This window comes from Micromonospora sp. NPDC000316, assembly GCF_042898885.1.
GTDB lineage: Bacteria > Actinomycetota > Actinomycetes > Mycobacteriales > Micromonosporaceae > Micromonospora.
Window position 1 is genome coordinate 1 of the sequence record NZ_JBIAZG010000027.1, and the last position, 24,296, is coordinate 24,296.

At 71.6% G+C, this 24,296-nt stretch carries 17 protein-coding genes; 14 read left to right on the forward strand and 3 right to left on the reverse strand.

The window, feature by feature from the left end; translation table 11 throughout:
- Positions 1 to 156: 156 nt before the first annotated feature.
- Positions 157 to 321, forward strand: coding sequence for a hypothetical protein (locus ACFY2Q_RS28535; protein WP_387135591.1), 165 nt, complete (start codon positions 157 to 159; stop codon positions 319 to 321).
- 526 nt (positions 322 to 847) lie between these two features.
- Here ACFY2Q_RS28535 and ACFY2Q_RS28540 read toward each other — a convergent pair.
- Positions 848 to 1,573, reverse strand: a complete 726-nt coding sequence (locus tag ACFY2Q_RS28540; protein WP_387135593.1) for an IS3 family transposase — start codon at positions 1,571 to 1,573, stop codon at positions 848 to 850.
- Positions 1,574 to 2,070: 497 nt separating this feature from the next.
- On the opposite strand from ACFY2Q_RS28540, the gene ACFY2Q_RS28545 reads away from it, so the two are divergent.
- The 7 genes from ACFY2Q_RS28545 to ACFY2Q_RS28575 all read left to right on the forward strand — a co-directional run bounded on the left by ACFY2Q_RS28545 (position 2,071) and on the right by ACFY2Q_RS28575 (position 16,144).
- Entirely contained in the window at positions 2,071 to 4,959 is a 2,889-nt protein-coding gene (locus tag ACFY2Q_RS28545) for an ATP-binding protein (RefSeq protein WP_387135595.1), read from the forward strand.
- A 151-nt stretch (positions 4,960 to 5,110) separates the two neighbouring features.
- The gene (locus tag ACFY2Q_RS28550) at positions 5,111 to 6,136 is read left to right on the forward strand and encodes a hypothetical protein (RefSeq protein ID WP_387135597.1); all 1,026 of its coding nucleotides are present in this window, start codon (positions 5,111 to 5,113) and stop codon (positions 6,134 to 6,136) included.
- A 150-nt stretch (positions 6,137 to 6,286) separates the two neighbouring features.
- Positions 6,287 to 8,563, forward strand: coding sequence for a TOMM precursor leader peptide-binding protein (locus tag ACFY2Q_RS28555; RefSeq protein ID WP_387135599.1), 2,277 nt, complete (start codon positions 6,287 to 6,289; stop codon positions 8,561 to 8,563).
- 80 nt (positions 8,564 to 8,643) lie between these two features.
- A complete protein-coding gene (locus ACFY2Q_RS28560; protein WP_387135601.1) occupies positions 8,644 to 10,107 on the forward strand; it encodes a SagB family peptide dehydrogenase in 1,464 nt (487 codons plus the stop codon).
- Positions 10,104 to 10,913 carry an HlyD family efflux transporter periplasmic adaptor subunit gene (locus tag ACFY2Q_RS28565; RefSeq protein WP_088948972.1) on the forward strand — a complete coding sequence of 270 codons (810 nt, stop codon included), beginning with the start codon at positions 10,104 to 10,106 and terminating at the stop codon, positions 10,911 to 10,913. The genes ACFY2Q_RS28560 and ACFY2Q_RS28565 overlap by 4 nt, the downstream gene beginning before the upstream one ends.
- Complete coding sequence (locus ACFY2Q_RS28570) at positions 10,910 to 13,093, forward strand: NHLP family bacteriocin export ABC transporter peptidase/permease/ATPase subunit (RefSeq protein ID WP_387135604.1); 2,184 nt, start codon at positions 10,910 to 10,912, stop codon at positions 13,091 to 13,093. The genes ACFY2Q_RS28565 and ACFY2Q_RS28570 overlap by 4 nt, the downstream gene beginning before the upstream one ends.
- Before the next feature lie 24 nt (positions 13,094 to 13,117).
- The gene (locus ACFY2Q_RS28575; protein WP_387135606.1) at positions 13,118 to 16,144 is read left to right on the forward strand and encodes an ATP-binding cassette domain-containing protein; all 3,027 of its coding nucleotides are present in this window, start codon (positions 13,118 to 13,120) and stop codon (positions 16,142 to 16,144) included.
- 8 nt (positions 16,145 to 16,152) lie between these two features.
- Here the strand turns inward: ACFY2Q_RS28575 and ACFY2Q_RS28580 are convergent, their stop codons facing one another.
- Positions 16,153 to 16,932, reverse strand: coding sequence for a MerR family transcriptional regulator (locus tag ACFY2Q_RS28580; protein WP_387135608.1), 780 nt, complete (start codon positions 16,930 to 16,932; stop codon positions 16,153 to 16,155).
- Between the two features lie 323 nt (positions 16,933 to 17,255).
- On the opposite strand from ACFY2Q_RS28580, the gene ACFY2Q_RS28585 reads away from it, so the two are divergent.
- The 6 genes from ACFY2Q_RS28585 to ACFY2Q_RS28610 all read left to right on the forward strand — a co-directional run bounded on the left by ACFY2Q_RS28585 (position 17,256) and on the right by ACFY2Q_RS28610 (position 23,435).
- The gene (locus tag ACFY2Q_RS28585; RefSeq protein WP_387135610.1) at positions 17,256 to 17,618 is read left to right on the forward strand and encodes a hypothetical protein; all 363 of its coding nucleotides are present in this window, start codon (positions 17,256 to 17,258) and stop codon (positions 17,616 to 17,618) included.
- Positions 17,619 to 17,765: 147 nt separating this feature from the next.
- Complete coding sequence (locus ACFY2Q_RS28590; protein ID WP_387135612.1) at positions 17,766 to 18,140, forward strand: class IIb bacteriocin, lactobin A/cerein 7B family; 375 nt, start codon at positions 17,766 to 17,768, stop codon at positions 18,138 to 18,140.
- Positions 18,141 to 18,167: 27 nt separating this feature from the next.
- Positions 18,168 to 19,334 (forward strand): YcaO-like family protein, encoded by a 1,167-nt coding sequence (locus ACFY2Q_RS28595; RefSeq protein WP_328373389.1) that lies wholly within the window; start codon positions 18,168 to 18,170, stop codon positions 19,332 to 19,334.
- The gene (locus ACFY2Q_RS28600) at positions 19,327 to 20,724 is read left to right on the forward strand and encodes a TfuA-like protein (protein ID WP_387135614.1); all 1,398 of its coding nucleotides are present in this window, start codon (positions 19,327 to 19,329) and stop codon (positions 20,722 to 20,724) included. Before ACFY2Q_RS28595 ends, ACFY2Q_RS28600 begins: the two co-directional genes overlap by 8 nt.
- 10 nt (positions 20,725 to 20,734) lie before the next feature.
- On the forward strand, positions 20,735 to 22,861 hold the full coding sequence (locus tag ACFY2Q_RS28605; RefSeq protein WP_387135616.1) for a B12-binding domain-containing radical SAM protein: 2,127 nt from the start codon (positions 20,735 to 20,737) through the stop codon (positions 22,859 to 22,861).
- Between the two features lie 187 nt (positions 22,862 to 23,048).
- Positions 23,049 to 23,435 (forward strand): alpha/beta fold hydrolase, encoded by a 387-nt coding sequence (locus ACFY2Q_RS28610; RefSeq protein ID WP_387135618.1) that lies wholly within the window; start codon positions 23,049 to 23,051, stop codon positions 23,433 to 23,435.
- Between the two features lie 60 nt (positions 23,436 to 23,495).
- Here ACFY2Q_RS28610 and ACFY2Q_RS28615 read toward each other — a convergent pair whose 3' ends face one another.
- Positions 23,496 to 24,146, reverse strand: coding sequence for an NAD(P)H-binding protein (locus ACFY2Q_RS28615; protein WP_387135620.1), 651 nt, complete (start codon positions 24,144 to 24,146; stop codon positions 23,496 to 23,498).
- Positions 24,147 to 24,296: the final 150 nt, after the last annotated feature.

The window sequence follows — 24,296 nt, forward strand, 5'->3', positions numbered from 1 at the left end:
CGGCCCTCGTCCTGCGTCAACCGCCGTGCCCGTACCGGCTCGGCCAATCCACCCACCTCACTCTCAACGATCTACATCACCGCCGTCGAGAGTGAACCCCTCACCACCTCATCCGAACGCACGCCGCCCGGCGTGTCCCCGACCCGGTGAACGTTCATGGACAACGCACTAGCGACGGTCCTGCCCGCTCCCGACAGAAAGCAGGTGGCGATCAACGACTCCACTGGCTGGTACACCACGAGCCTCGACGGTGCTTCAAGCCCAGCCCGCCAGCCCCTCAGTGATCAGCAGAATCTCGGCGACATCCTGTTCTGGGCCTGAAGCCACTCCTCGGAGATCGTGACCTGGCTGGTTCGCGACGTGGGCCAGCCAGGGCTTGCTGTCTCGGCCTGCTCGATGGTGCGGCCCCGCTTGTCCGTGCAGTTGCACGGAAGGGCTCAGTACATCGCCTGTCGATCCGCCCGTGGCTATCCGCCATCGGGCGGCTGGAGGGCGAAACCTGTCCATTGTGTACGGCCTGCTGGTTTAGGGCAGGGTTGGACTGGTCGGGTCTGACGGGTGGTGATCGGCCGGCGTAGTTCGGTTACCACGGTCACGGCCCGCAAGGTCACGGACTGGCCAGGTTCACGCTTGACCTCGAACCCACCTGGGTCTACCCGCACCGAGCGGATTTGCCTTCGATCGCCGACTGCTATGCGCTCAACCTGGAGGGGGAGACAGCGTGGAGTTGCGCCTACACCGCCTTCCACCTCGTCGCCGTCCGCGACGACCAGCCAATCGACCATGGAGCGGTCCCCTGCAGGGGAGCAACCGCCCTGTCAATCCCCTGGAATCGTGGAGGGCTCCGTTATGCGGCCTGGGCCTCCAGGGCGCGGGCCTCTGATCGTTCGTAGTCGATGGGCGAGCGTCCGTCGCAGACGGAGTGGCGGCGGCGCCGGTTGTAGAAGTCGGTGATCCAGGTGGCGATCTTCAGCCGGGCCTCGGTACGGGTGCGGAACTGGTGGCGGTGGACGTACTCGACCTTGATGGTGGAGAAGGTGGCCTCAGCGACGGCGTTGTCGAAGCACGAACCGACCCGGCCCATCGACTGGCGTACCTTCCAGCGGGCGCACGCCCGGGCGAAGTCGGCCGAGCAGTATTCGCTGCCCCTGTCGCTGTGGAAGATCACCCCTTCGACGTTGCCGCCGCGGGTGACCGCAGCCATGTTCAACGCGGCGACGACCAGGCCGGCGTCGTGCCGGTCGCCCATGGCGTAGCCGAGGATGTGCCGGGAGTACAGGTCGATGACGGTGGCGAGGTAGAGCTTGCCCTCCTGCGTGACGATCTCAGTCATGTCGCCGCACCAGGCCACGTCCGGCGCGGGCGCGGTGAGCTGGCGCTTGACCAGGTCCGGCCGATCACCTCGGCAGCCACGCGCGACAGGGTGTCGCCGCCAGCACCGTCGAGGAGCCCGGCCACCACCGCGTCGCGGTCGTCGGGTCGAGTACGTCCTCGACGTTGCGACGAAACGTGGCGGCCACCTCGGGCGATGGTTGTTCAGACCGGACGCCTGCGGTCTTTCCACCTTGAGCACTGTCGCGGATGCATGTTGCTGTTCGCATGTTGACGATCGGTGGCAGGTGGCAAATTCCCGGGAGGTGGGATCCAATCATTTGTCGTCGTGGGCACCGTCGCCGGCGGTTCATCAGGTGGCGCTGAGCCGTCCGATCGGAGCTCACGGTAGAAATGTGACCGCTTCGGGTGATCCGATATAGGCGGCCATGTTCGTGGTGATATCAGATTGGGTGCGACCCTCCAATAAATAGTCGGTGTCCTGGCTGAAGCCTCCGGGAGCCCAGCAGTGACCTGGGAATCGTCGGCCGTCAGGCATCGGACGTGGCGGGTGATTTATTGGGTTTCAGGGACATCGTTCCGCGCTTCTGGTGACCGGTCCTTTTCTGCGGATTGTGATGCGATGTCGAAAAGAACCTGCGTCTCGCCCCCCTGTTGAATAGGGGGCCGGCATGTTTCGACATGTGACGGTGCTCAGGTATAGTGCGAACAATTCCCATTGAGAGTGCCGGAAGGCGTATGGTCTGCGTGCTGACACCTGGGCTGGAAAGCGCATCGGGCCCGCGCTTCGTCGGGCGACGAGCACAGTTGGCACGCATAGGCAGAGCCCAGGCAGTCGTGCTGAGCCGTGGCCGGCAATTGGTCTGCGAAATCGTCGGGGAGCCGGGCATCGGCAAGACCCGGTTCGTCCACGAGGCCCTGGAGCGGTGCGCCCCCACCGTCCCCTGGGCCGTCGGGACCTGCTCGCCGGATGAGCGAGGAGTTCCCTTCCACGTGTTCCGACACGCCTTCACGCAGGGGCAGTCACTCCGACGTGGGCCGCGTGCCGGGCGGTCCACCGCGGAGACCTGGGCGGAATCCGCCACCGCGGTGCCAGCGGCGCCAGGACGGGTGTCGGACGCCAGGCGGTTCCGGACCTACCAGTTGGCGCGCCGGCTGATCGGCCTGGCTGCCCGGGACGGTCTGGTGCTGGTCCTCGACGACCTGCACTGGGCGGATGCATCCTCCACCGGCCTGATCACCCACCTCCTTCGATATCCGGTGCCCGCCTCGGTGTTGCTCGTGCTCATCTACCGCCCGCGGCAGATGGCCACCCCGATGCCGTTCGGTCCACCAGATCCCGACGAGCACGCCGATGTGAAGCCGCCGCCACACGACCGGATCGAGCTCCGCCCTCTCAGCCTCGCTGAGGTCGCGCTCCTGCACCCCCACGTCGACGAGGTGGAGCTGCGCGCCCGGTACGACCTGACCGGCGGCAACCCCGGCTACCTGGCTGTGCTGCCGAGCGACTCCACCTCCAGCAGCCCGGACCCGATCCGGGAAGCACAGGGTGCCCAGCTGTCCGACGCGGCGATCGCCGTGCTGCGCCGCGAGTGGACGGACCTTCCCCCCGTCGAGCTGGCCTGTCTACGGGCCGGGGCGATCGTTGATGCGCCCTTCACCGCGGACCTGCTCGCCGAGGTCGCGCAGGTCCCGGCGTCACCGGCGGTCGAGGCCTGCTGGCGGTTGGCCCGGCTCGACCTGATCCGCCGCGTCCCCGGCACCGGACGGTTCACATTCCGGCACCCGGTGCTGCGGATGGCGGTCGCCCAGGACACCGACTCGCAGTGGCAGGTGGAGGCGTGTGCGCGAGCGCTCACCGCGCTGGTCTATCTGGGCGCGCCACCCGCGGATCGGGCCCGCTACGCGGAGCGCCTGCTCGCCCTGCCGAACGCCCGCTGGGCCGACCGCTGCGTCAACGTGCTCTGCCGAGCCGCGCAGGAGGTCCGGCGCGAGACGCCCGACCTGGCCATCCGCTGGCTGCGGCTGGCGTTGCGCGCGCTGCGCCCGACGGCCGGTCTGACGCAACGTCGCCAGGACGTGTCACTCGCGCTGGCCGAGATCACCGGGGAGGCGGGCGACCTGGCCGAGAGCAGGGCCCTGCTCCAGGAGATCGTGCCGCTGTTCCCCGCCGACCCGGTAGGACGACGGGCGCAGGTAGTAGCGCTCTGGGCGCGCGTGGAACGTCTGCTCGGCAACTACGCGGAGGCGGCGGCCATCAGCCGGCGGGAGCTGGCCGCCCTGCCGACCGGTGCCGGACCCAGCGACGGCTACCGCCTCGCCACCGAGATCGGCGTCGCCGGCATCCTGGCCGGTCGCCCCATGACCGGGCTGCCCGACGTGCTCGGCGGAGATCTCGGCGGCTCCGGTGCGGACCGGGCCGGCCTGCTGGCCGTCCGCAGTCTGGCCGCCGCACACGACGGCGCACTCGACGACGCCCGGGGTCTGCTCGATGCCGGCACCCGGATCGTCGACTCGCTGCCGGACCGGGACGTACGGGACCACCCCGACTGCCTCACCGCACTCGGCCTGAGCGAGTTGTACCTCGAACGGCAGGCCGACGCGGTGCGGCACCTCGACCGAGGGCTGACGCTCGTCCGCGCCTCACACCGCGACGACGGGCTGTGCCAACTGCTGCTCGGTCGCAGTCAGGTGGCCTACCACGGCGGGCAGCTGAACACCGCCATCGGACTGGCCACCGAGGCGGGCATCGTCGCCCGGCGCATCGGCAGTCACCACCTGCTGAGCTTCGCCCTGGCGTTCGAGTCGGAGGCGACGGCGTGGCGTGGTGGCCTCCGGGACGACGACCGGGCGTTGGCGCTGGCCCGCAGCGCCGCCGGAATCGCCACCGACCTCGCCACCTGGTGCGGTCGTACGGCCGCGACGGCGCTGGCGACCGCGGCGCTGCTGTCGGGTGACCCGGCGACCTGCGCCGAACTGGTGCGCTCCGCCGGCGGCGACAGCCGGCTGAGCCGTCTCCAGACGTCCCTCCGGCCCCGGTGGTACGAGCTGCTCTGCGCCGCCGCGCTCGCAGCGGGCGAGGTGGCCGACGCCGAGCGGCAGGCTCGAATGGCATTGGCCGAGGCGGATCAGGTCGGTCTGCCCGGACAGCGGGGCTTCGCCGAATCGGCGTACGGCGAGGTGCTGCTCGCCCGCGGCGAGGTCCGGGCGGCGCTGCCGCACCTGGAGACCGCGGCCGACCTGTTCCGTGCCGGCGGGATGGTGCTGAGGCGCAGCCTCGTCCTTGCCTCCCTGGCCCGCGCTGCCGAAGCCGCCGACCAGAGCGGCCTGGCCGCGCGGGCCCGTCACCGGGCGCTGGAACTGGCCGGGTGGTGCGGGACGGAACGGGTCGGGCTGCGACTGGCCCGTCCGGTCGGCCCGCGTGAGGTCGCCGCCCTGACCGACCGGGAGTGGCACATCGCGCGGCTGGCGGCGACCGGGGCCACCAGCCGACTGATCGGGCGGCAGCTGAACATCAGCCCCCGCACCGTGGAGGCGCACCTGACCCGGATCTACCGCAAGGCGGGCGTCGCGTCCCGGTCGGCTCTGGTCGCCTGGGTCGCTCGGCTCGATGACACCGATCGGTGACCGCGATCCGGGCCGGATGACGTCGTTCGGTGCAACGTCGACAGGCCGGGCAGCACGAGGCCGCGCCGCCACCGTCGTGGCCCGACAGCCGCTCACATACTCGACTGCATCGGGCGCGATTCCCGTGGACCGGTGGTGGATGGAGGACGAGATGCTGGGCAGAAGATCCGTCAGGAGCCCGCGTACCCTCGCCGCGCCGCTGCCCGCGATGCCGTTCGCCGCCGCCGCGGTGGCGCTGCTCGTGCTGACCGGCTGTGGCGGCGAGCCGGTGGACGCGGCCACCCCGGCGCCCCACGGTTCGGCCACTTTCGGTCGGGACCGGGCCGCGCTCGTGCTCACCGCCTTCGACCAGGCCGACTCGGCCGCCTCGGTGGCCGGTGACGTCGAGGCGCTGCGGGCCCAGGAGGTTTCGCCCTCGCTGGACCTCAGCATCGCGGCAGCACGTCGGGCCGCGTACAACCAGCGAGCGCAACCGTCCTTCCAGCACATCAACCCGGTCTTCGCGGTGCCACCCGGCGAACCGTCCTGTTTCCTCGCCACGGCCACTCTCCGGCTGACCGGCTCGGAGCTGGCGCCCACCGACGTCAGCCAGTTCGTGCTGGGCGCCGACGGCCAGTGGAAGCTCAGCCACAACGTTCAGGTCACCCAACCTTCGCTGGTGGTCGCCCGGAGCATCGACGGTCGGCCGGCCACCGCGGGCGGCGCCGCCCTGGACGAGACCAGCCGTCGTGCCCTCGCCGCCGAAGTGTTCTCCCGCAGCATCGGGTCCACGACGGGCAACCGGTCCCTCGTCGTGTCGAGCCTGCTGCTCGACGGCCAGTTCGCCGGCGGTTGGGAGGTCTACGGGCAGCAACTCGCCGGTGTCGGCGGGGCGGTGCAGCGGACGATGGACCGGGCGGAGTGGTCGGACTGCGCGGTCGCGGTGCCGACCGGCACGCTCACCTTCCTGACGATCCACGCCACCGACACGCTGCGCCCGGCGCCCGGCGGCCCGGCCACCGTCCGGTTGGAGCCGCAGAGCCCGGACCTGATCGCCACCGGTCACCTCAAGGCGGTCAGCGGAAAGTCGATCCGGGTCACCCGGGTGGAGACCTTCGTGCTGCTCGTGCCGGCACAGACCGTCGGCACATCGGTGCTGGGGCTCAACGACACCGCGCTGACCGTCACCGCCGGCTGACCCTGCCGCCGAGGGCCCACCGCGTCGGCGACGGCAGAAACCGGTGGCATCACTCGGATCGGGGCGCACCGAACCGCGACGATGACAGCAGCCGTGATCACCGGCGGGGCCGGTGGTGCCGCGGTCCGGCCAAGAGGCTCGGGAGGAACCATGTGGCGTCCGCGCTTCCGATCGGACTACGTGCCGGTGCGGCTGCCCGACGGCCCGCTCGTGGTGCTGGGGGAGACCCGCAGCCTGCTCATCGACGACCCGGTCGCCGCGGACCTGGCCGACCAGCTCGACGGTGCCGCGCCGCTGGCCGACGTGGTGGCCCGGTTGTCCGCCCGGCACCCGGTCGCCGCCGTCGCCGCAGCCCTCGCCCGGCTGCGCGACCACGGCCTTCTGGTGTCCGGTCCGACGCACACCTCGGCAGCCGAGGCCGCCGGCTGGGACGCCCGGGGTGTCCCACCCGACGCCGGACGGCGTTGGATGGCCGGAGGAACGGTCACCATCGTGGACCTCGGCGCACCCCGGGTGGCCGAGACCGTCGACGCGCTGCGCGCCCTCGGGCTCGCCCCGACAGTGATCGGGCCGGACGCACCGGACCCCGGCCCGGGCACCGCTCAGGTGCTGGTGCTGCCGTCGTCGATGCTCGACCCCCGGCTGGCCCTGCTCAACGACCGCCATCTGGCCGCCGGTCGCGCGTGGACGCTGGCCCGGCCCCACGGCAACGTCGTCTTCCTCGGCCCACACCTTGTGCCGGGGCGCACCGGCTGCTGGGTCTGCCTGCGGCAACGCTGGCAGGAGAACGAACAGGTGAACGCCTTCCTCGACGGGCAGGGCCTGACCGGTCCGCTGCCGCAGCCCGGTCGTGCGGTCCTGCCCGGACTGGCCACCATGGCCGCCGGGCTGCTGGCCGCCGAACTCGCCGTGCTCGCCGTCCGGGGCGGGTCTCCCCGCCTCACCGGCCGGATGGTCGCCCTGGACACCAGAGACCTGAGCACCGAGAGCCACCAACTGGTACGCCAGCCGCAGTGCCCCGCCTGCGGCGACCCGGACCTCGTCCGCAAGGCCGAGCCGCGGATCGACCTGCCCCCCAGCGGCACCCAGCCCAGTCGGGCCGGGGACTCCCGCATCCGGGAACCCGCCGAGACGTACGCCTCGCTCGTCCACCACGTCAGCCGGTATCTGGGCGTGGTGAGCCGGCTGACCCCGCTGGAGGCGACCGACAACGGCGTCACCCACACCTACTCGGCCGGGCACAACTTCGCCCAGCCCCGCCAGCTCGCCGCGTTGCGCCGCAATCTGCGCGGGCAGAGCGGCGGCAAGGGCCGGACCGACCTGCAGGCCCGGATGAGCGCGGTCGGGGAGGCGGTGGAGCGCTACTGCGGGGTGTGGCGCGGCGACCGCCCGGTGCACCGGGCCACCTACCGGCAGCTCGGCCCGGACCGGGCGGTGCACCTGCGGGATCTGCTGCTCTTCTCGGAACGCCAGTACGCCGACCGGGACCGGCTCAACCGCGACCTCGGCCACCTGCACCGCGTTCCCCGCCCGCTGCCCGACGACGTGAAGCTGGACTGGACCACGGGGTGGTCGCTGACCCGGCAGACACCACGCGAGCTGCCCGCCGCGCACTGCTGGTACGGGCATCCGGAGCTGACCGGGCTGGGGGCGTGCTCGGCCGACTCGAACGGCTGCGCGGCCGGCGGCAACCTGTCCGAGGCGATCCTCCAGGGCTTCTGCGAACTCGTGGAGCGGGACAGCGTGGCCCTGTGGTGGTACCACCGGTCCCGGATGCCCGGGGTGGACCTCGCCTCGTTCGGCGACCCGTGGACCGCCGCCTGCGTCGACCATCACGCCACCGCACTCGGCCGCGAACTGTGGGCCCTCGACCTGACCGCCGACCTCGGCGTACCCACGTTCGCCGCGGTGTCCCGGCGGGTCGACCGAGGGCCGGAGGACGTCCTGGTCGGCTTCGGCGCGCACCTGGACGCGCGGGTCGCGCTGACCCGGGCGCTCACCGAGGTGAACCAATTCCTGCCCGCCGTCGCCGGACCCGCCACCGCCCGCAACCGGTACGGCGTCGACGACCCGGACACCGCGCGCTGGTTCGGCACCGTGCGGGTGGCCGACCAACCCTGGCTGGCCCCGGATCCCACCCGGGCGCCGCGCACCGCTGCGGACCACCCGGCGCTGACCACCGGCGACGTCGGGGATGACGTGCGTCGTTGCGTACGCCGGGCGGAGCGGGCCGGCCTGGAGGTGATCGTCGTCGACCAGTCCCGTCCGGATGTCGACCTGGCGGTGGTGAAGGTCATCGTGCCGGGGCTGCGGCACTTCTGGCGCCGGCTCGGTCCCGGCCGACTGTGGGACGTGCCGGCCCGCCTCGGTCGGGGTCCGGTGGCCGTCGACGAGACGTCGGCCAATCCGCTGAACGTGTTCTTCTAGCCGGCGCTCCCGGGCAACCGGGACCGTGGGGAGGATGTGGGGATGGCCAGCGTGGTGGACCCGGTCAGTCGGCGGTCGTCGTGAGCGGCTCCGTCGGCGGTCCGCCGATTCAGGAGTCGTACCGGCTGCGCCGCGACGCGGAGCTGCGGCTTGGTGAGGACGGCTCGCTGACCCTGCGGCAGACCCGCTTCCAGCTCACCCTGGAGCAACCGGGCATGGGCCGGCGGGCCCTGCTGCTGCGGCTCGCCGCCGACTGGGTCAACGACGTCGAGGTCGGCCGGCTGATCAGCGGCCTGGAGGGGGAGAACCGGGTGCTGCCCGCGCAGTTGCTGCTGCGCCGGCTGCTCGCCCACTCCTGGCTGGAGCGCCGCGTCCAGGTCGACGATCGGCCGCTGCTCGACCTGGTGCCCACCGGCCTGGGTCGGGGCAGTCTGCCGCAGAGTCGCCCGCACACGCCCGGGGCCTGCTACCGGCTGTCCCGCTTCGCCGCCCTCCAACACGAACGGGGCGTGCTGGTGGCCGCTTCACCGCTGAGCACCCTCGTTGTCGGCTGCGCGGACGCCGCCCTCGGCGCGGTACTGGCCGCCGCCGCGCCGGGCGTCGGACCGGAGGCGGTGGCCCGCACGCTCGGCGTGCCGCCGGAAGCCGCCGGACGGGTGCTCGACGAGTTGGCCACCGCCCGGATCCTGGTCACCGACGCCGAGTTCGAGGCGGAGTGTGACGACCCGCCGCTGGCCTACTGGTCGCCGGAGGAGCTGCGGTTGCACCACCGATCCCGGGCTGGCCGACACGCGCTGCCGGTGGGCGGCACCTACCGGATGCGGGGGAGCTTCGCCCCGCAACCGCTGCGCCGCCCGTACGACGGGGGCCGGGCGGTCGACCTGCCGCTGCCGGACCTGGCGACGATCGCCAAGGCGGATCCCGCGTTCAGCCAGGTCGTCACCGACCGGCGCAGCGTGCGCGAACACGACGACGCGGCGCCACTGCCGCTGGAGCGGCTGGCGGAATTCCTGCACCGGTCGCAGCACACCAGTCACGTCGGTGAAGCCGGCGGGCAGGAGATCGGCCACCGGCCCTACCCGGGCGGCGGCGGCGTCTACGAGCTGGAGATCTATCCACTGGTCGCGCGCTGCGCCGGGCTCGACCCCGGGCTCTACCACTACGACGCCGTCGGGCACCGGCTGGAGCCGGTCGCCGCCTGGGGACCGGCCGCCGACCGGCTGCTGGCGTACGCCCGGGCGTCCGGCGCCCTGCCTCGGCCGCCGCAGACGGTCCTGGTGGTGACCGCCCGGGTCCAGCGGCTCATGTGGAAGTACGAAGGGATGAGCTACGCCATGATTCTCAAGGACGCGGGTGTGCTGACCCAGCAGATGTATCTCGTCGCCACCGCCATGGGGCTGGCACCGTGCGCCCTCGGTGCCGGCGACTCCCAGGCCTTCGCCGAGTTGTCCGGGCTCGACCCGCTGGTGGAGCCGAGCGTGGCCGATTTCCTGCTCGGCTCCCGCCGCGCCACCGGCCCGGCCGCGACGGAGGGCCGGCCATGAAGTTCCGGCGGCAGGCTCTGCGCCAGTTGGAGGCGCCCGAGCAACTGGACCGGGCGGTCCGGCTGACCACGGTGCCGAACTGGCTGGCCACCACCGCGCTGGTCATCGTCGTGGTCGCCGCGGGTGTCTGGTCGGTACGCACGGTGGTGCCCCGGACCGTGGAGGCGGCCGGTGTGCTGATCCACTCGAACGGGATCTCGGCCCTCGACGCGCTCGACAGCGGCCAGGTCACCAAGGTGTGGGCGTCACCGCACCAGCGGGTGCCGAAGGGCACCCCCCTCTACAGCCTGCGCACCGCGGACGGGAAGGTGCGGGTGGAGACCGCGCCGGGTGACGCGTACGTCGTCGCCTGGCTGGTCTCGGAGGGCGAGATCGTCACCCCGGGTACGCACCTGGCCGACCTGGAACGGCTCGACACCGCCGGGGACGCGTTGCAGGCAGTCGTCTACGCCCCCGCCGTCGCCGCCCCGCTGCTGCAACCCGGCGTGTCCGTCGAGGTGGCCGCAGCGGCCGCGCCGCGCAACGTGTTCGGCACCCTGGCCGGCCAGGTGACCACTGTCGGCGCCTTCCCGGAGACCGAGGCCTCGCTGCGCGCCTTCCTGGGCACCGGGCCGGACGTCCGGCGGCTGCTCGCCCGCGGCAGCGTGGTCCGGGTGACGGTCGCCTTGGAGCCCGACCCGGCCGCCCCGGGTGGCCTGCGCTGGACCAGGTCCCCGCCGCCGTTCCAGCTCAACTCGGCCAGCGAGGTCACCGCCTGGTTCACAGTGGACCGGGAACACCCGATTGACTGGTTGCTGCGGCGATGAGCGCGCCGACGACCGCCGTCAGCGGCACACCGGAGCTGCCCAGGATCCGGCGTCGACGGGTCCGCACGCCCACCCTGATCCAGATGGAGGCGGTGGAGTGCGGTGCCGCCGCGCTGGGGATCCTGCTCGCGCACCACGGTCGGCACGTGCCCCTGGAGGAGTTGCGCCGGGTGTGCGGCGTCAGCCGGGACGGCTCCACCGCGGCCACCGTACTCAAGGGTGCCCGCCGGTACGGCATGGTGGCCAAGGGCTTCCAGATGGACCTGGCCGGCCTAGCCACCGTGGCGCTGCCGGCGGTGCTGTTCTGGCGGTTCGAGCACTTCGTGGTGCTGGAAGGGCTCGGCCGTAAGGTCTTCATCAACGATCCGGCCACCGGTCCCCGTGCGGTGAGCTGGGAGGAGTTCGACGGTGCCTTCACCGGCATCGTGCTCACCATGGAGCCCGGCCCCCAGTTCCAGCCCGGCGGCACCCGCTACCGGCTGGTGCGAGCGTTGGCCGAGCGGTGGCGCGGCCCGGGCTCGGCGATCGCGCAGATGCTGCTGCTCGGCCTGCTGATCGCCGTGGTCGGTCTGACCATCCCGGTGATGGCCAAGGTCTTCGTCGACCGGGTGCTGTTGCAGGAGGACCGGGCGGCGTTCGCCGGCCTGGTGGCGGCGGTGGCGGTGGCCACCGTGCTGACCTTCCTGGCCAGCCTGCTTCAGCAACGCCTGACCGTACGCGCGGAGACGGCACTCGCCCTCGCCAGCGCCGCCCGGTTCTTCCGACATCTGCTGCGGCTGCCGCCGACCTTCTTCGACCAGCGGCAGGCCGCCGACCTCAGCCAGCGGGTCCGCGGCAACGAGGTGGTCGCCGAGGTGCTCACCCGCCGGACGGCCACCACCGTGGTGGACACCGGCCTGGTGCTGGCGTACGGGGCTCTGCTCTGCCATTACGACCTGCTGCTCGGACTGTGCGCCGTGGTCCTCGCCGGGCTCAACGTCAGCGTGCTGCGCTATGTCGCCTCGACCCGGTCCACCGCTGTCGCCGGTCTTCAGGCGGACCGCAGCAAGCTGGTGACCACTGTGTACACCACGGTCCAGATGATCGAGACGGTGAAGGCCGGTGGTGAGGAGGAACGCGCCGTGGCCCGGTTCGCGGCGCGCCACGCCACCGTCGCCACCCGTCAGCAGCGGCTCGGGGTGCCCACCGCGGTGCTTTCCGTCCTGCCGGCGCTCCTCGCCTCCGGGACCACCGCGGTGCTGCTGGGGTTGGGCAGCCGGCAGGTCGTGGCGGAGGCGATGAGTGTCGGTGTGCTGGTCGGCATGCAGAGCCTGGCCGCCGCGATGAACCGCCCGCTGGGCAATCTGACCGCGCTGGGCTCGCGGTTGCAGGACATGAGCGCCGACCTGAATCGGTTGCGTGACGTGGAGCGGTACCCGCTGCCGTCGGCCCAGGACCGACCCGCCCGCCCGATGACGCCGATGGAGGGGCACCTGCGCATCGAGGAGGTCACCTTCGGCTACAACCCGTTGGGTCGTCCACTGCTGGAGAACTTCAGCCTGGACCTGCCGCCGGGTGCCCGGGTGGCGCTCGTCGGGAGCTCGGGCAGTGGCAAGTCGACGGTCGGCCGCCTGGTCGCCGGGCTCTACCGTCCCTGGACCGGACGGGTCACCGTGGACGGCCTTGAGCGGGCGGCGGCCGACGACGGGCTCTGGGCGGCGACGGTCGCCATGGTGGACCAGGACCAACGGCTGTTCGAGGGGACGGTCCGGGACAACGTCACCATGTGGGACCTCACCGTTGCCGACGAGGACGTGGTCACCGCGCTGACCGACGCGTGCCTCTACGACGAGGTCGCGGCCCGTCCGGGTGGCCTTGGCAGTCCGGTGCGGGAGAACGCCCGCAACTTCTCCGGTGGGCAACGGCAGCGGCTGGAGATCGCCCGAGCGCTCGTGCGCAACCCCCGGGTGCTGGTGCTGGACGAGGCCACCAGCGCGCTGGACGCCGAGACCGAACGCCGGATCGACCTGCACCTGCGCCGGCGGGGGGCGACCTGCCTGATCGTGGCCCACCGCCTGTCCACGGTCCGCGACTGCGACCTGATCGTCGTGCTGAACGGCGGTCGGGAGGTGGAGCGCGGCACCCACGAGCAACTCGTCGCCCAGGACGGGGCGTACGCGCGCCTGGTCCGGGACCACTGACCACGACGATCCGAGGAGACGCTGATGAGTGGCGCGGTGGAGGATCCCCCGGCCGGCGGCCTGATCGGCTTCTGCTCGGACGGCGTACGCCAGGTCTGTCGCCTGGACGGCCCGGCGGCCGGCTGGCTGGTGAGCGGGGGTGAGGCCGACCTGTTCGCGGTGCGCCGGGCCGGGATGAGCCCCTCGCGTCGTCACCATGTGGCCCGGCTGCCTGCGGGTGGCCTGGTGCCGACGTCCACCGCGATCGGTGCGTGGCAGTTGATCCTGGTGCCGCTGCCCGGCACCGAGCTGCGCGGGCTGTCCCGGCGTCACCTGTCCCTGCTGGAGCGACACGTCCGGCTCGGCCCGGTGGCGGACGAGGGGGCGTCGCTGCGCGCGCGGACCGCCGCGACGGAGCTGGTCGCGGCGGTGGACCTGGTGCTGGTCACGATCGCCGACGCGCTGCGCCGCGGGCAGGCCCCCCGGGAGGCGTCCACGCTCTCTGGGCGCGAGGTCATCTCGCTGGCGCAGGGGAGTGCCCTCACCTCGACCGGCGGTGCGTGGTGGCTGCGCAGCGCCGGTGGACAACTGCGACGCAACGACGGTGGCCCGGCGGAGATGTCCGGGGAGCGGGAGCTGCTGCTGGTCGCCGAGCGGGACTGGGTGGTGGCTGAGTCGCCGTGCGCGGTGGAGAGCCACGGCAGCTGCGACCTGCTGGTCAACGGTCAGCTGCGGTCGGCCGTGGACCAGCACGTGGCCCGGCTGCTGCGGATGGTGGAGACCCGGATCGAGGAGGCCGACGCGGCGTTGCTGGGCGCCGTGCGGCGGCGCCGGGAGACCGACGCGGCGGTGCTCGCCGCGGCGGCTCGCCGGTCGATCGGGGTGATCGGCGCGGGCGGTGCGGTTCCGGTTCCGGACGGCGAGGCCGGCTTCGACCGGTACGGGCGGGCGGCCTCGGTGGTCCGGGTGGTCACCGAGGGGATGGGCAGCCCGATCAACGAGCCGGCCGACCGCAGTCGCGCGCCGCTGGACGACCGGGCGGCGGTGCACGCGGTGACCCGCGCGTCCAGCCTGTTCCTGCGTGAGGTGCGGCTGCCGGAGCGGTGGTGGCGGCGGGACCTGGGGCCACTGGTGGGGTGGCGGGCCGGCGACGACCCGGAGCGCGCCGTCGCGGTGCCGCTGGTGTTTCGCCGGGGCCGCTACCACCAGGTCGACCCGGACACCCGGGCGTACGGGCCGGTCGACGCGGCGGTGGCCGCGACGTTCGCCGCCGAGGCGACCGAGGTGCAGGCGCCGCTGCCGCCGACCGCTCGGATGCGCCACCTGCTGCGGGCCGGGCTGGTCGGTGCGTCCCGTGACGTGCGGGGCCTGCTGTTCGCCGCCACCTGCGTGGCACTGCTGGGCCTGGGCGTGCCGCTGGCCACCGGCGAGGTGCTCGGCCAGCTGGCCCGGCAGGGCGAGGTGAACGGCCTTGGCGGCTTCCTCGCGCTGATGCTCAGTGCCGCGGTGGTCGCGGGGCTGGTGGGTGTGGTGCAGAATCTGCGTCTGCTGCGGTTGGACGGCCGGATGCAGTCCGGCGCGCAGCTGGCGATCTGGGACCGGCTCATGCGGCTACCGGCCCGGTTCTTCGCCGGTCGCAGCAGCGGTGAGATCGCCAACTCGATGTTGGGGATCTCGTTCGTCGGTGAGGCGCTGAGTGCCCTGCTGCCGCAGCTCGTCTCGGCCGCCGCGATCGTCGCGGTGACCCTCGGCATGCTCCTGCTGGTCGAGCCCGTGCTCGGGCTGTGGGCAGCGGGGATCGTCGCCGTCACCATGCTGACGTTCGGCGGGTTCGCCGTGCTGATCGTCCGTCAGCAACGGTCCGCGTTGCCGGCCGAGCACCGGGCGGCGGCGATGACCAACCAGCTGCTCGGCGGCATCGTGAAAATCAAACTGGCGGCCGCCGAAACCCGTGCCCACGCACGATGGTCGGAGGTGGCCGCGACGGCCCGGGCGGCGCTGCAACGGGTCCGGCAGAGTCAGGCGGGCCTGGTCGCCTTCGGCACCGTGCTGCCGGTCGCCGGTCAACTGGTCCTGTTCGCCGTGCTGATGGGGCCGCTCGCCGGACGGGTCACGCCGGCCGACTTCTTCATTCTCAACGTCGGTTTCGCGATGCTGCTCGGTGCGCTGCTGGTGCTGGTGTCGGCCGGGGTGGAAGTCATCGCGGCAGTGCCCCGGCTGGGCAGCCTGCGGGAGATCCTGCGCGCCGACCCCGAGGCGCGCCCGGACCGGGTGGACCCGGGGGAGTTGCGCGGCGAGATCGCGCTGCACCGGCTCACCTTCGCCTACCAGCCGGACGAGCCGCCGGTGCTCGTCGACATCGACCTGCACATCCGCCCGGGTGAGTTCGTCGCCATCGTCGGGCCGAGTGGTTGCGGGAAGTCCACGCTGCTGCGGTTGCTGCTCGGCTTCGAGCGCCAGCAGCAGGGCGCGGTGCTCTACGACGGCCAGGACCTCTCCGAACTCGACGTGCACGCGGTCCGCCGGCAGTGCGGGGTGGTCCTGCAGGATGGCCAGCTCTTCGCCGGCTCGGTCCGGGACAACATCTGCGGCGCCGGCAGCTTCCCGCTCGACCAGGTGTGGGAGGCGGCGCGGATGGCCGGCCTCGCCGACGACCTGGAGGCGCTGCCGATGGGCATGAGCACGATGGTGCCGTTCGGCGGCGGGACGCTCTCCGTCGGGCAGCGGCAGCGGGTGCTGATCGCCCGCGCGCTGGCCCCGCTGCCCCGGATCATCTTCCTCGACGAGGCGACGAGCGCCCTGGACAACCGAACCCAGGAGGTGGTCAGTCGGAGCACCGCCGCCCTGGCCGCGACCCGGGTGGTCATCGCCCACCGGTTGTCCACGGTCCGGGCGGCGGACACCATCGTGGTCCTCGAGGCGGGGCGGATCGTCCAGCGGGGCAGCTTCGACGAGTTGATGGACCACCCGGAAGGGCTGTTCCACCGGTTGGCACGGCGTCAACTGCTCACCGAACCGGAACGGTCCGTGGCGGAGAGCCCGCAGGCGGACGGGCAGCCGGCAACGAGCTGACGATCCGGTCAGCCGTTGTCGATGTCGGTGCTGTCCTCCAGGCACACGTCCGCGTCGAGGTGGTTCTCCAGCAGTTCGGCGACGTGCGCCTCCGACTGGTTCTCCACGGCGAGCCGGAACGCCTCGGTGAGCACGTTGACCACGCCCTGAGTCAGCAGCAGGGTTTCTCGGTCGAGATCGGCCCAGGACGACCGGGCGCCGCCGGGTACCAGCTCCGGGGCGAGGGTCAGCAGCCGGGCGGTGACGGCGGCGACCAGCTCGTCGGCCACCGGACGGAGGCTGTCCAGCACCTCGCTGAGGGTCTGCAGCGCCGGCACCGTGCCCACCCGTACCCGATGCAGGTCCAGGGCTGCGCGCAGCGGGCGTGGCCGGACGGTGCGGACCGTGCCGTCGGTGGTCCGGCCGATCACGCCGTGCCGGGTCAGCGCGTGGGCCAGCGCGGGACGGTCGGCGGTCAGGCGTTGCAGCATCGCGGTCAGCCCGTCGGGCGCCTCGTCACGGGCCCGGACCCCGAGCATCGCCTCGATGGACACCAGGTTGAAGCCCTGTCGTTGCAGGGCGAGGATCGCGTCCAGGCGGCGGACGTGGGAGTCGTCGTAGAGCGCCGCCCGACCACGCCGTGCGGGCGGGGGCAGTAGTCGCCGGGCCTGGTGGGCGCGGATGTTGCGGGGCGACATGCCCACCTTGCGGGCGAGTTCCTCCACGCTGTACCCGCCCGGGCCGCCGGGCGTCGTCGTCGCCTCGTCGATGCTCACGGTGGCCTCCGGCAGCACTCGGTGACGGAACACGGCAACCCCGTCGAACCGCTGTGGCGCTGTGCGGTCCGCCGATCGCAGCGTAGGTGTGCGCACCGGGCGGGTGACAGACGAGGAATTACTACTTGTTCACAGTGGTGACAATCATTAGGATCGCCATCTGTCGCAAGTCGCTGATTCCCAATTACCCGGCTTTCGCCGCAGCGCGACCTTTTCGCGGCCACATTCGATGAAATTCCCGCTCCCTGGACGGGCCAGATCCACCGGTGACCCACGATGAAGCGAAACCGGCGGCCCGGAACCTCCCGCGCTGCCCGTCGCCGCCACCGGCGGTCGACCATCGAAGGGAGCAGGGCGTGACACCTGTCGATCGAGCGGTCTTCGTGGCCGCGTACAGCCGGCTGGTCGCCGACGTCTGGGCCGACCCGGTCAAGGAGCAGGCGCTCGACCGGGACCCACGCGGGTTCCTCGCCGGCTACGGGCTTCACCTGTCGGAGGACGTGCAGGTCCGGGTGGTGCGGGACGTCGCCGCCGCCGATCCGGACCTTGAGGTGCAGGTCGAGTCCTGGCAGCAGGCGGGGACCACCGGCACCTTCGTGCTCTTCGTGCCGTCGCTGTTGCCGGTGGCCCAGGCGGAACTGGCCGAGGACGAACTGGATAGCGTCGTCGCCGGCCTGGACCCCAGCTGCGCCTGCTGCTGCCCGTGCTGCTGCACCTGACACCGAAGTCTGCCGCCCACCGTTCGGCGCGGCAGATTCTGATGGCACTCAAGCGAAATCGTTGATTGTCGAACCTCGATCTTCGTAGCGTTCTCGCCACAGCGATCACCCCCGACTTGCAGCGACCCCCGAGGAAAGGACCGAACGATGAGCAACGACGAACAGGAATATGGCGCGAGGTTCGTGACCAAGTACTCGGAACTGGTCACCGCGGTATGGCGCAGCGACGAGGAACTGCAGCGCCTGCTCGCCGACCCGACCGGCTACGCGACCGCGGCCGGCCTGCCGGTCGCCCCCGGTGCCCGGGTCGAGGTCGACCGCGCCCAGCCCGCCACGCTCTACACCAAGGACCAGATCGTCGCCGACTGGGCCGGCACGCCCGGCCTGCACGTGCTGCACGTGCCCGAGGTGCCGCTGGTCGACCTCAACGAGCTGACCGAGGCCGAACTGGAGACGGTCGCCGGCGGCGTGGCCCCGATCGCCGACAACAACGTCAACATCATCGCCGTCCTCATCGTCTGAGTTCCCCACCCCCCGCCGGGAGCCTCGATGACTGACACGACCGAGACCATCGCCTTCCGATCCGGCACCTACCGGACGGCCACCGTGGAGCAGACCTGGGAGCGGGTCGGTGGCATGCTCGACCGGTTCCGGATCACCCGGGTCGCCGACATCACCCGGCTCGACGAGATCGGGCTACCGGTGCACGTCGCCTACCGGCCGGTCGGAGCCACCATGGCGGTGAGCGTCGGCACCGGTGCCACCGCGACGCAGGCCCGGGTCAGCGCGGTCATGGAGAGCATCGAGTCCTGGCATGCCGAGAACCTCCGGCCGGGGACCGTCGTCCGGTCTCCGGCGGAGGCGCTCGACCTGCCGTACGACGTCCGTTGGCTGCACCTGGCGGAACGGTCACCCCTGACCCCCGCCGTCGAGCTCGACTGGGTGGTCGGACGTGGGCTGGTGACCGGTACGCGTTGCCTGGTGCCGCGCGCTACCATCGAGCTCGACTTCACCGTCCGCCGCGGATGGGACCGCGCCCTGTTCACCCCCAGCAGCAACGGGCTGGCCACCGGGAACACCTTCGCCGAGGCCAGCCTGCACGCCCTGCTGGAGGTCGTCGAGCGCGACTGCATCGCCCCGTACTGCACCTCACCGTTGGCCGAGCGCACCTACGCCGACCCGGGCACCGCCACCAACGCGATGACCCGCACGGTCCACGAGGCGCTGCTGCGGGCCGGTTGCTGGGTGGAGGTCTGTGACATCACCAACGCGGTCGGCGTGCCCTGCTACGCCGCCTCGATCTGGTCGGAGGACCTCCCGGTCACCTTCGGCGGCTTCGGCTGCCATGTGGACCCGGAGATCGCCGTCGGCCGGGCCATGTCGGAGGCGGCGCAGTCGCGGCTGGTCATGGTCTCCGGGGCCCGGGACGACATCGACGCCACCGCGTACCACGACGTCGGCGCGCCGCCGGTGCCACCGCCCACCGTCGACCGGCCCGTCCGGCCGGTCCGCCGGGACTCCCCACCGGTGGGGAACGTGACCCAGGTGCTGCGCGAGCTGGCGTCGCGGGTGCAGCGCGTCACCGGCGTCGAGCCGTTCAGCGTCGACCTGACGCACGACGACATCGGCATCCCGGTGAGCAAGGTGTTCGCCCCCGGCCTGCGGATGTTCGACGAGCGGGCCCTGAGTACCCGACCGGGAGTGCCCCGTGACTGACGTCGTCTTCATCGGCCCGAGCCTGCCGGCCGACGAGGTCGTTCGGCTGCTGCCCGAGGCGGTGGTGCTGCCGCCCGTCGCGCACGGCGACCTGCTCCGCCTGGACGTCGCACCCGGCGACCGGGTCCTCGTCATCGACGGGTTCTTCCTGCAACACCCGCCGGTCCGCCATCGGGAAATCCTCGACCTGCTCGACCGTGGCGTGACCGTGGCCGGCGCCGCCAGCATGGGCGCGCTGCGCGCCGCCGAGCTGTGGCCGTTCGGGATGCGCGGTGTGGGCGAGGTGTTCCAGCTCTACCGCGACGGGATCGTCACGGGCGACGACGAGGTGGCGGTCGTGCACGGGCCCGCCGAGGAAGGCCACCGCGCCTTGAGCGTCCCGCTGGTGAACATCCGGGTCGCGCTGCGGCGTGCCGTCGCGGCCGGCGTGCTCAGCGACGCCGAGGCGGTGCTGCTGCTGGACATCGGCCGGGAGTTGCCCTTCCGGCGGCGGTCGTACCGGGCGCTGGAGCGCAGCGCGCCACCCGAGGCGGCAGGGGTGGTGGACCGGTTCCTGACGTGGCACCGGCAGGACCCCTGCGACGCCAAGGGCGCCGACGCGCGGATGCTGCTGTCGATGGCCGCGGACAACGATCCCGAGCTGTGTCCGGCGCACCCCGACGATCAGCCGATCGACAACCTGCACACCCGATTCCTGGACAGCTGGCGGTCGCGGTTCGCCGGAGCGTCGGTCGGCGGGCACCGGGTCAGCGACCGGGAGGCCGCCGCGGTGCTGATGCTGCTGCACCCCGAGTCGGCGGCCTGGCACCGGCGGGGGGTACTGGCCGGGCTGGCCGCTGTCGACATCGCCGACCCGATGGTCGAGGACCGCGCCCGCGAGGTCGCCCGCCGTCGAGGCCTGACGACGGCGCCGCCGACCGGGTGGGACTGGCTGACCGACCGGGAACGGGGACTCGACGACCGCGAGGCGGTGCTGCGGGTGCTGGTGCGGGCGTTCGGCACCACGCCACACCGCAGCCTCTCGCTGTGGATGGTCGCGGCGCCCCTGCGTACGCCCGCGGTGCTCACCGCGGCGCGGCGGGTCGCGGCGACCGCCGCGTCGCTGAACGAGACGCTCGTTCCGCGTACGACGGGGCACCGCCGACCGGGTGGTCGGCTGCACTTCCGCACCGAGGTCGTCGACGCGTGCTTCGCGAAGCTGTGGGGCTGTGCCGTCGACGGGCTGGAGGCGGCGGCGTGGGACCGGGGGTTCGTCGACCTGGCGTCGTTCCGGTACGCCGCCGAACCACTGGTCGCGTACGTCAAGGCGTTCGGTACCCCGCACCTGCCTGCGGTGGCCACGCGCGCGCACGAGGACACCCTGGCCGGTTCACCGGCCCGGGTCGGCTGAGGAGGAGTCGATGAGCGGCACGGTGAAGGCGGCACTGATCTACCCCCCGCTGACCGATCCCACCTCGGGATACCACTCCCTGAACTACCTCGATTCGTACGCCCGGGCACAGGGGCACCGGCCGGCCGAGATCATTGACGCGAACATCGAGGCGTTCCACCACTCGTACACCCCGTCGGCCTACGAGTGGCTCCAACGGGAGCTGTCCCGGCTCTCGATCGCCGACCTCAGCGGCCCGGACGCGCTGATGGCCCGGGCGAATCAACTCGGCTTGCCCGACCCCGATCCGGAGCGGCTGCGCCGGTCGGTCGGGGTCCTTCAGGACCCGACCCTGTTCTACGACTACCGGCACTACCAGGATGCCGTCGAGGGCGTGATCTCCTGGATGGACGCGCTCGGCACGGTCGGGTTTCCCGGGCAGTTCCACGCCGGCTTCCGGCTGCACCCGCCGCCGATGATCTCGATCGGCTCGGTGGCCGCGCTGACCGACGAGGCGCTGCTCGCCCGGCTCAACCGGCCCTTCCTGCCCTACTACGAGGACGTGTTGATCCCACGGCTGGCCGCCGGCGGGCACCAGGTGATCGGCATCAGCGCCACCTACCAGTGGCAGTTGCCGTTCGCGCTCTGGATCGCCCGACTCGTCCGCCAGGCCTGCCCGGACGTCTTCCTCATCGCCGGTGGCACGGAGATCTCCGACGTCTGGAAGTGCGCCAGCAAACCCGAGTACGTCTTCCAGGTGCTGGCCGACTTCGACGCCATCGTGGTCGGAGAGGGGGAGAGCGCGTACACGGAGATCCTGGACGCGGTGCAGACCGGCACGCTGCCGGCTGGGCACCCCAACGTCCGACTGCACCCCAAGTACGGCCGCCAGCGTCAACTGCCACTGCGCTACGAACGCCTGGCGCAGGTGCCGGTGCCGGACTTCTCCGGCCTGCCCTGGGACCTCTACCTCAGCCCGGAGCGGTTCGTCTACTACTCGCCGACCCGAGGCTGCTACTGGAACAAGTGCACGTTCTGCGACTACGGCCTCAACACCGACGGTCCCACCAGCCCGTGGCGGCAGGACACGGTGGACACCATGGTCGCGGACGTCACCGAGCTGTCGAAGTTCGCCAAGTTCATCTACTTCTCGGTCGACGTGCTCGCTCCCGCGACCATCCTGCGTTTCGCAGAGCGGGTCGTCGAGCGGGAGCTCGACTTCCGTTGGGGCGCGGAGATCCGGCTGGAGAAGTACTGGTCGGACGAGCGCTGCGAGCTGTTGAGGCGTAGCGGCTGCGTGGCCATCTCGGTCGGCTTCGAGTCCGGTAACCAGCGCATTCTCGACCTGATCGACAAGGGAACGAAGCCGGAGCAGGCACGACGCACCATGACCGCGATGACCAAGGCCAACATCGGTGTGCAGATGATGGGCTTCACCGGTTTTCCCACCGAGACCCGTGAAGAGGCTCTGGACAGCGTCAATTTCCTGCGTGACAACCCGGACCTGTGGACCCTCGGCGGGCTCGGCGACTTCATGCTGACCCCGGGTGCCATCGTCGCGAAGGAGCCGGACCGGTTCGGCATCACCAACGTGCGGCCGGTGGAGGGTTCGGACATCGTCCGGATGCTCAAGTACGACGAGCCGGTGACCGAGGCGGCGCAGGCCGAGGTCGCCCAGGCCAAGGCCGGTCTGAACCCCGGGCACTACCACCGTCCGTGGCTGGGCAGCACCGACACCCCGCACACGTTCTTCTACCACGACCGGTACGGCACCGCGGTACGTGGCGTCCTCGCCCACGACCGGGTCCGGCACGACGCCGACGACCAGACCGAGTTCCTCGCCAACGGCTCCTTCGTGGACCGTGACGACGAGCAGGTCTGGGAGGCGTACCGGCGGATCCGGTCCGACGAGCAGGAGGGTGTCCCGGGCGACCTGCCGGCGGACCGGCACCTGTTCCGCCGGGTCGACGGTCAGGTGTTCGCGCTCAACCGCAGCAGCCGGCTCTTCCTGGATCTGTTCAGCGCGCCGCTCACCCTCGCCGAGGCGCAGCGTCGGCTCTGGATCGTCGAACCGACCGTCGCGGACCGGGTCTGGCGGACCTTCATCGGGCAGCGGCTGATCCGTCGGCACCGGCTACCGGCCGAGCCGGAGCGGTGACCCGCCCGCCAAAGCGGCACAGCTTGACGGATCGGACCACCGACGGGCGTACTCTGACCACGGCGTTCACCGCGCCTGGTCGCCACTGCACCTGGCCCACTCCACCTGGCCCACGCCGCTCAGCGCGGCGCCGCGCAGGCGCTGAGCTGTGCCGAATTCAGAACTCGGGAAATGGTGACGGGAGCAGATGGGCTACCTTCGGATCGGCGATGTCGACCTGTATTCGGAAGTCGCCGGCGAGGGCGATCCCGTCCTTATGCTGCACGGTGGCTTCTGCTCCCTCGAGTCGATGCGGTCGCAGGCCGACGCGCTCCTGCCGGATCACCGGGTGTTCGCCTTCGAGCGTCCCGGGCACGGCCGGTCGGCCGACATCGAAGGGGAGTACGGGTACGCGCGCGGGGTTGCCGACACGCTGGCCTACCTCGATGCCGTTGACCTCGAATCGGCGCACATCGTCGGCTACAGCGACGGCGCGATCATCGGGCTGCTGCTCGCCCTCGTGCTGAGGGCGGTTGGTGCAAGTCGTTCAAGGACGTCTGACACGTCCGGGGCTTGGGCGGGTTTGGCGATGTAGCACGTGGCGTCGACCTCCTTGCTGGAGTGGCCGAGCTGTGCGGGGGCGGTGCAGGGATCGTCAAGGGAGGTTCGCGCTGACGGCGATGGCGATCGGCGTTGATCCTTGAGTGAGTTCGAGGATCTGACGCCGGATCCGTGGTTCGTGGAGCAGCGCTGCTAGCGTGGCGGCGACGTCCTCGCGCGCGATCTCGTCGTGCGGCTGGGCTGGGCCGAGGGACACGCTGCCGGTTCCCGGCCGGTTAAGCAGCATCGACGGCCGCAGGATCAGCCAGTCGAGGTGGCTCTGACTCACCACGACATCGACGATCTTTTTGACCGCGAAGTAGAATTCCTCGTCGTCGCTGAGGTCCTGGTCGCGCCCGGCCTCGGGCATCACGGACACCAGTGTGAAGCGGTGCACCCCCGCCAGAGTTGTGGCCTCAAGAACTCTTATGACGCCTTCGCCGTCGATCGCTGCCGTGACATCCCTGGCGCCGCCGTTCGATCCCGCTGTGTACACCACTGCATCGACCCCACGGAGCATCGATCCCAGGGAGTCCACGGTCATGTCCGCGAGCTGACCTACGGATGCGTGGACGCCCCGCCTCATGAGCTCGAACTTCTGCTCGTCCCGACGCACCAAGCCGGATACGGTGTCGCCGCGCTTGGACAGGTCATCGGCGAGCAATCTGCCCACGGCGCCACTGATGCCCAGGATGAAGACCTTCATCGCGGTCCGATTGGGCCGCCATGCGGCGCTTGGAGCGTGGTGACGACTGGCGCTTCCTCAAGGACGAAGGATGTGCCTGCCGGGAAGGGCGATTCGGATTGGAGCATCTCATCAGGCTCGCAGCAGCGGTGCGGCTTCGCGTCGGTAGAA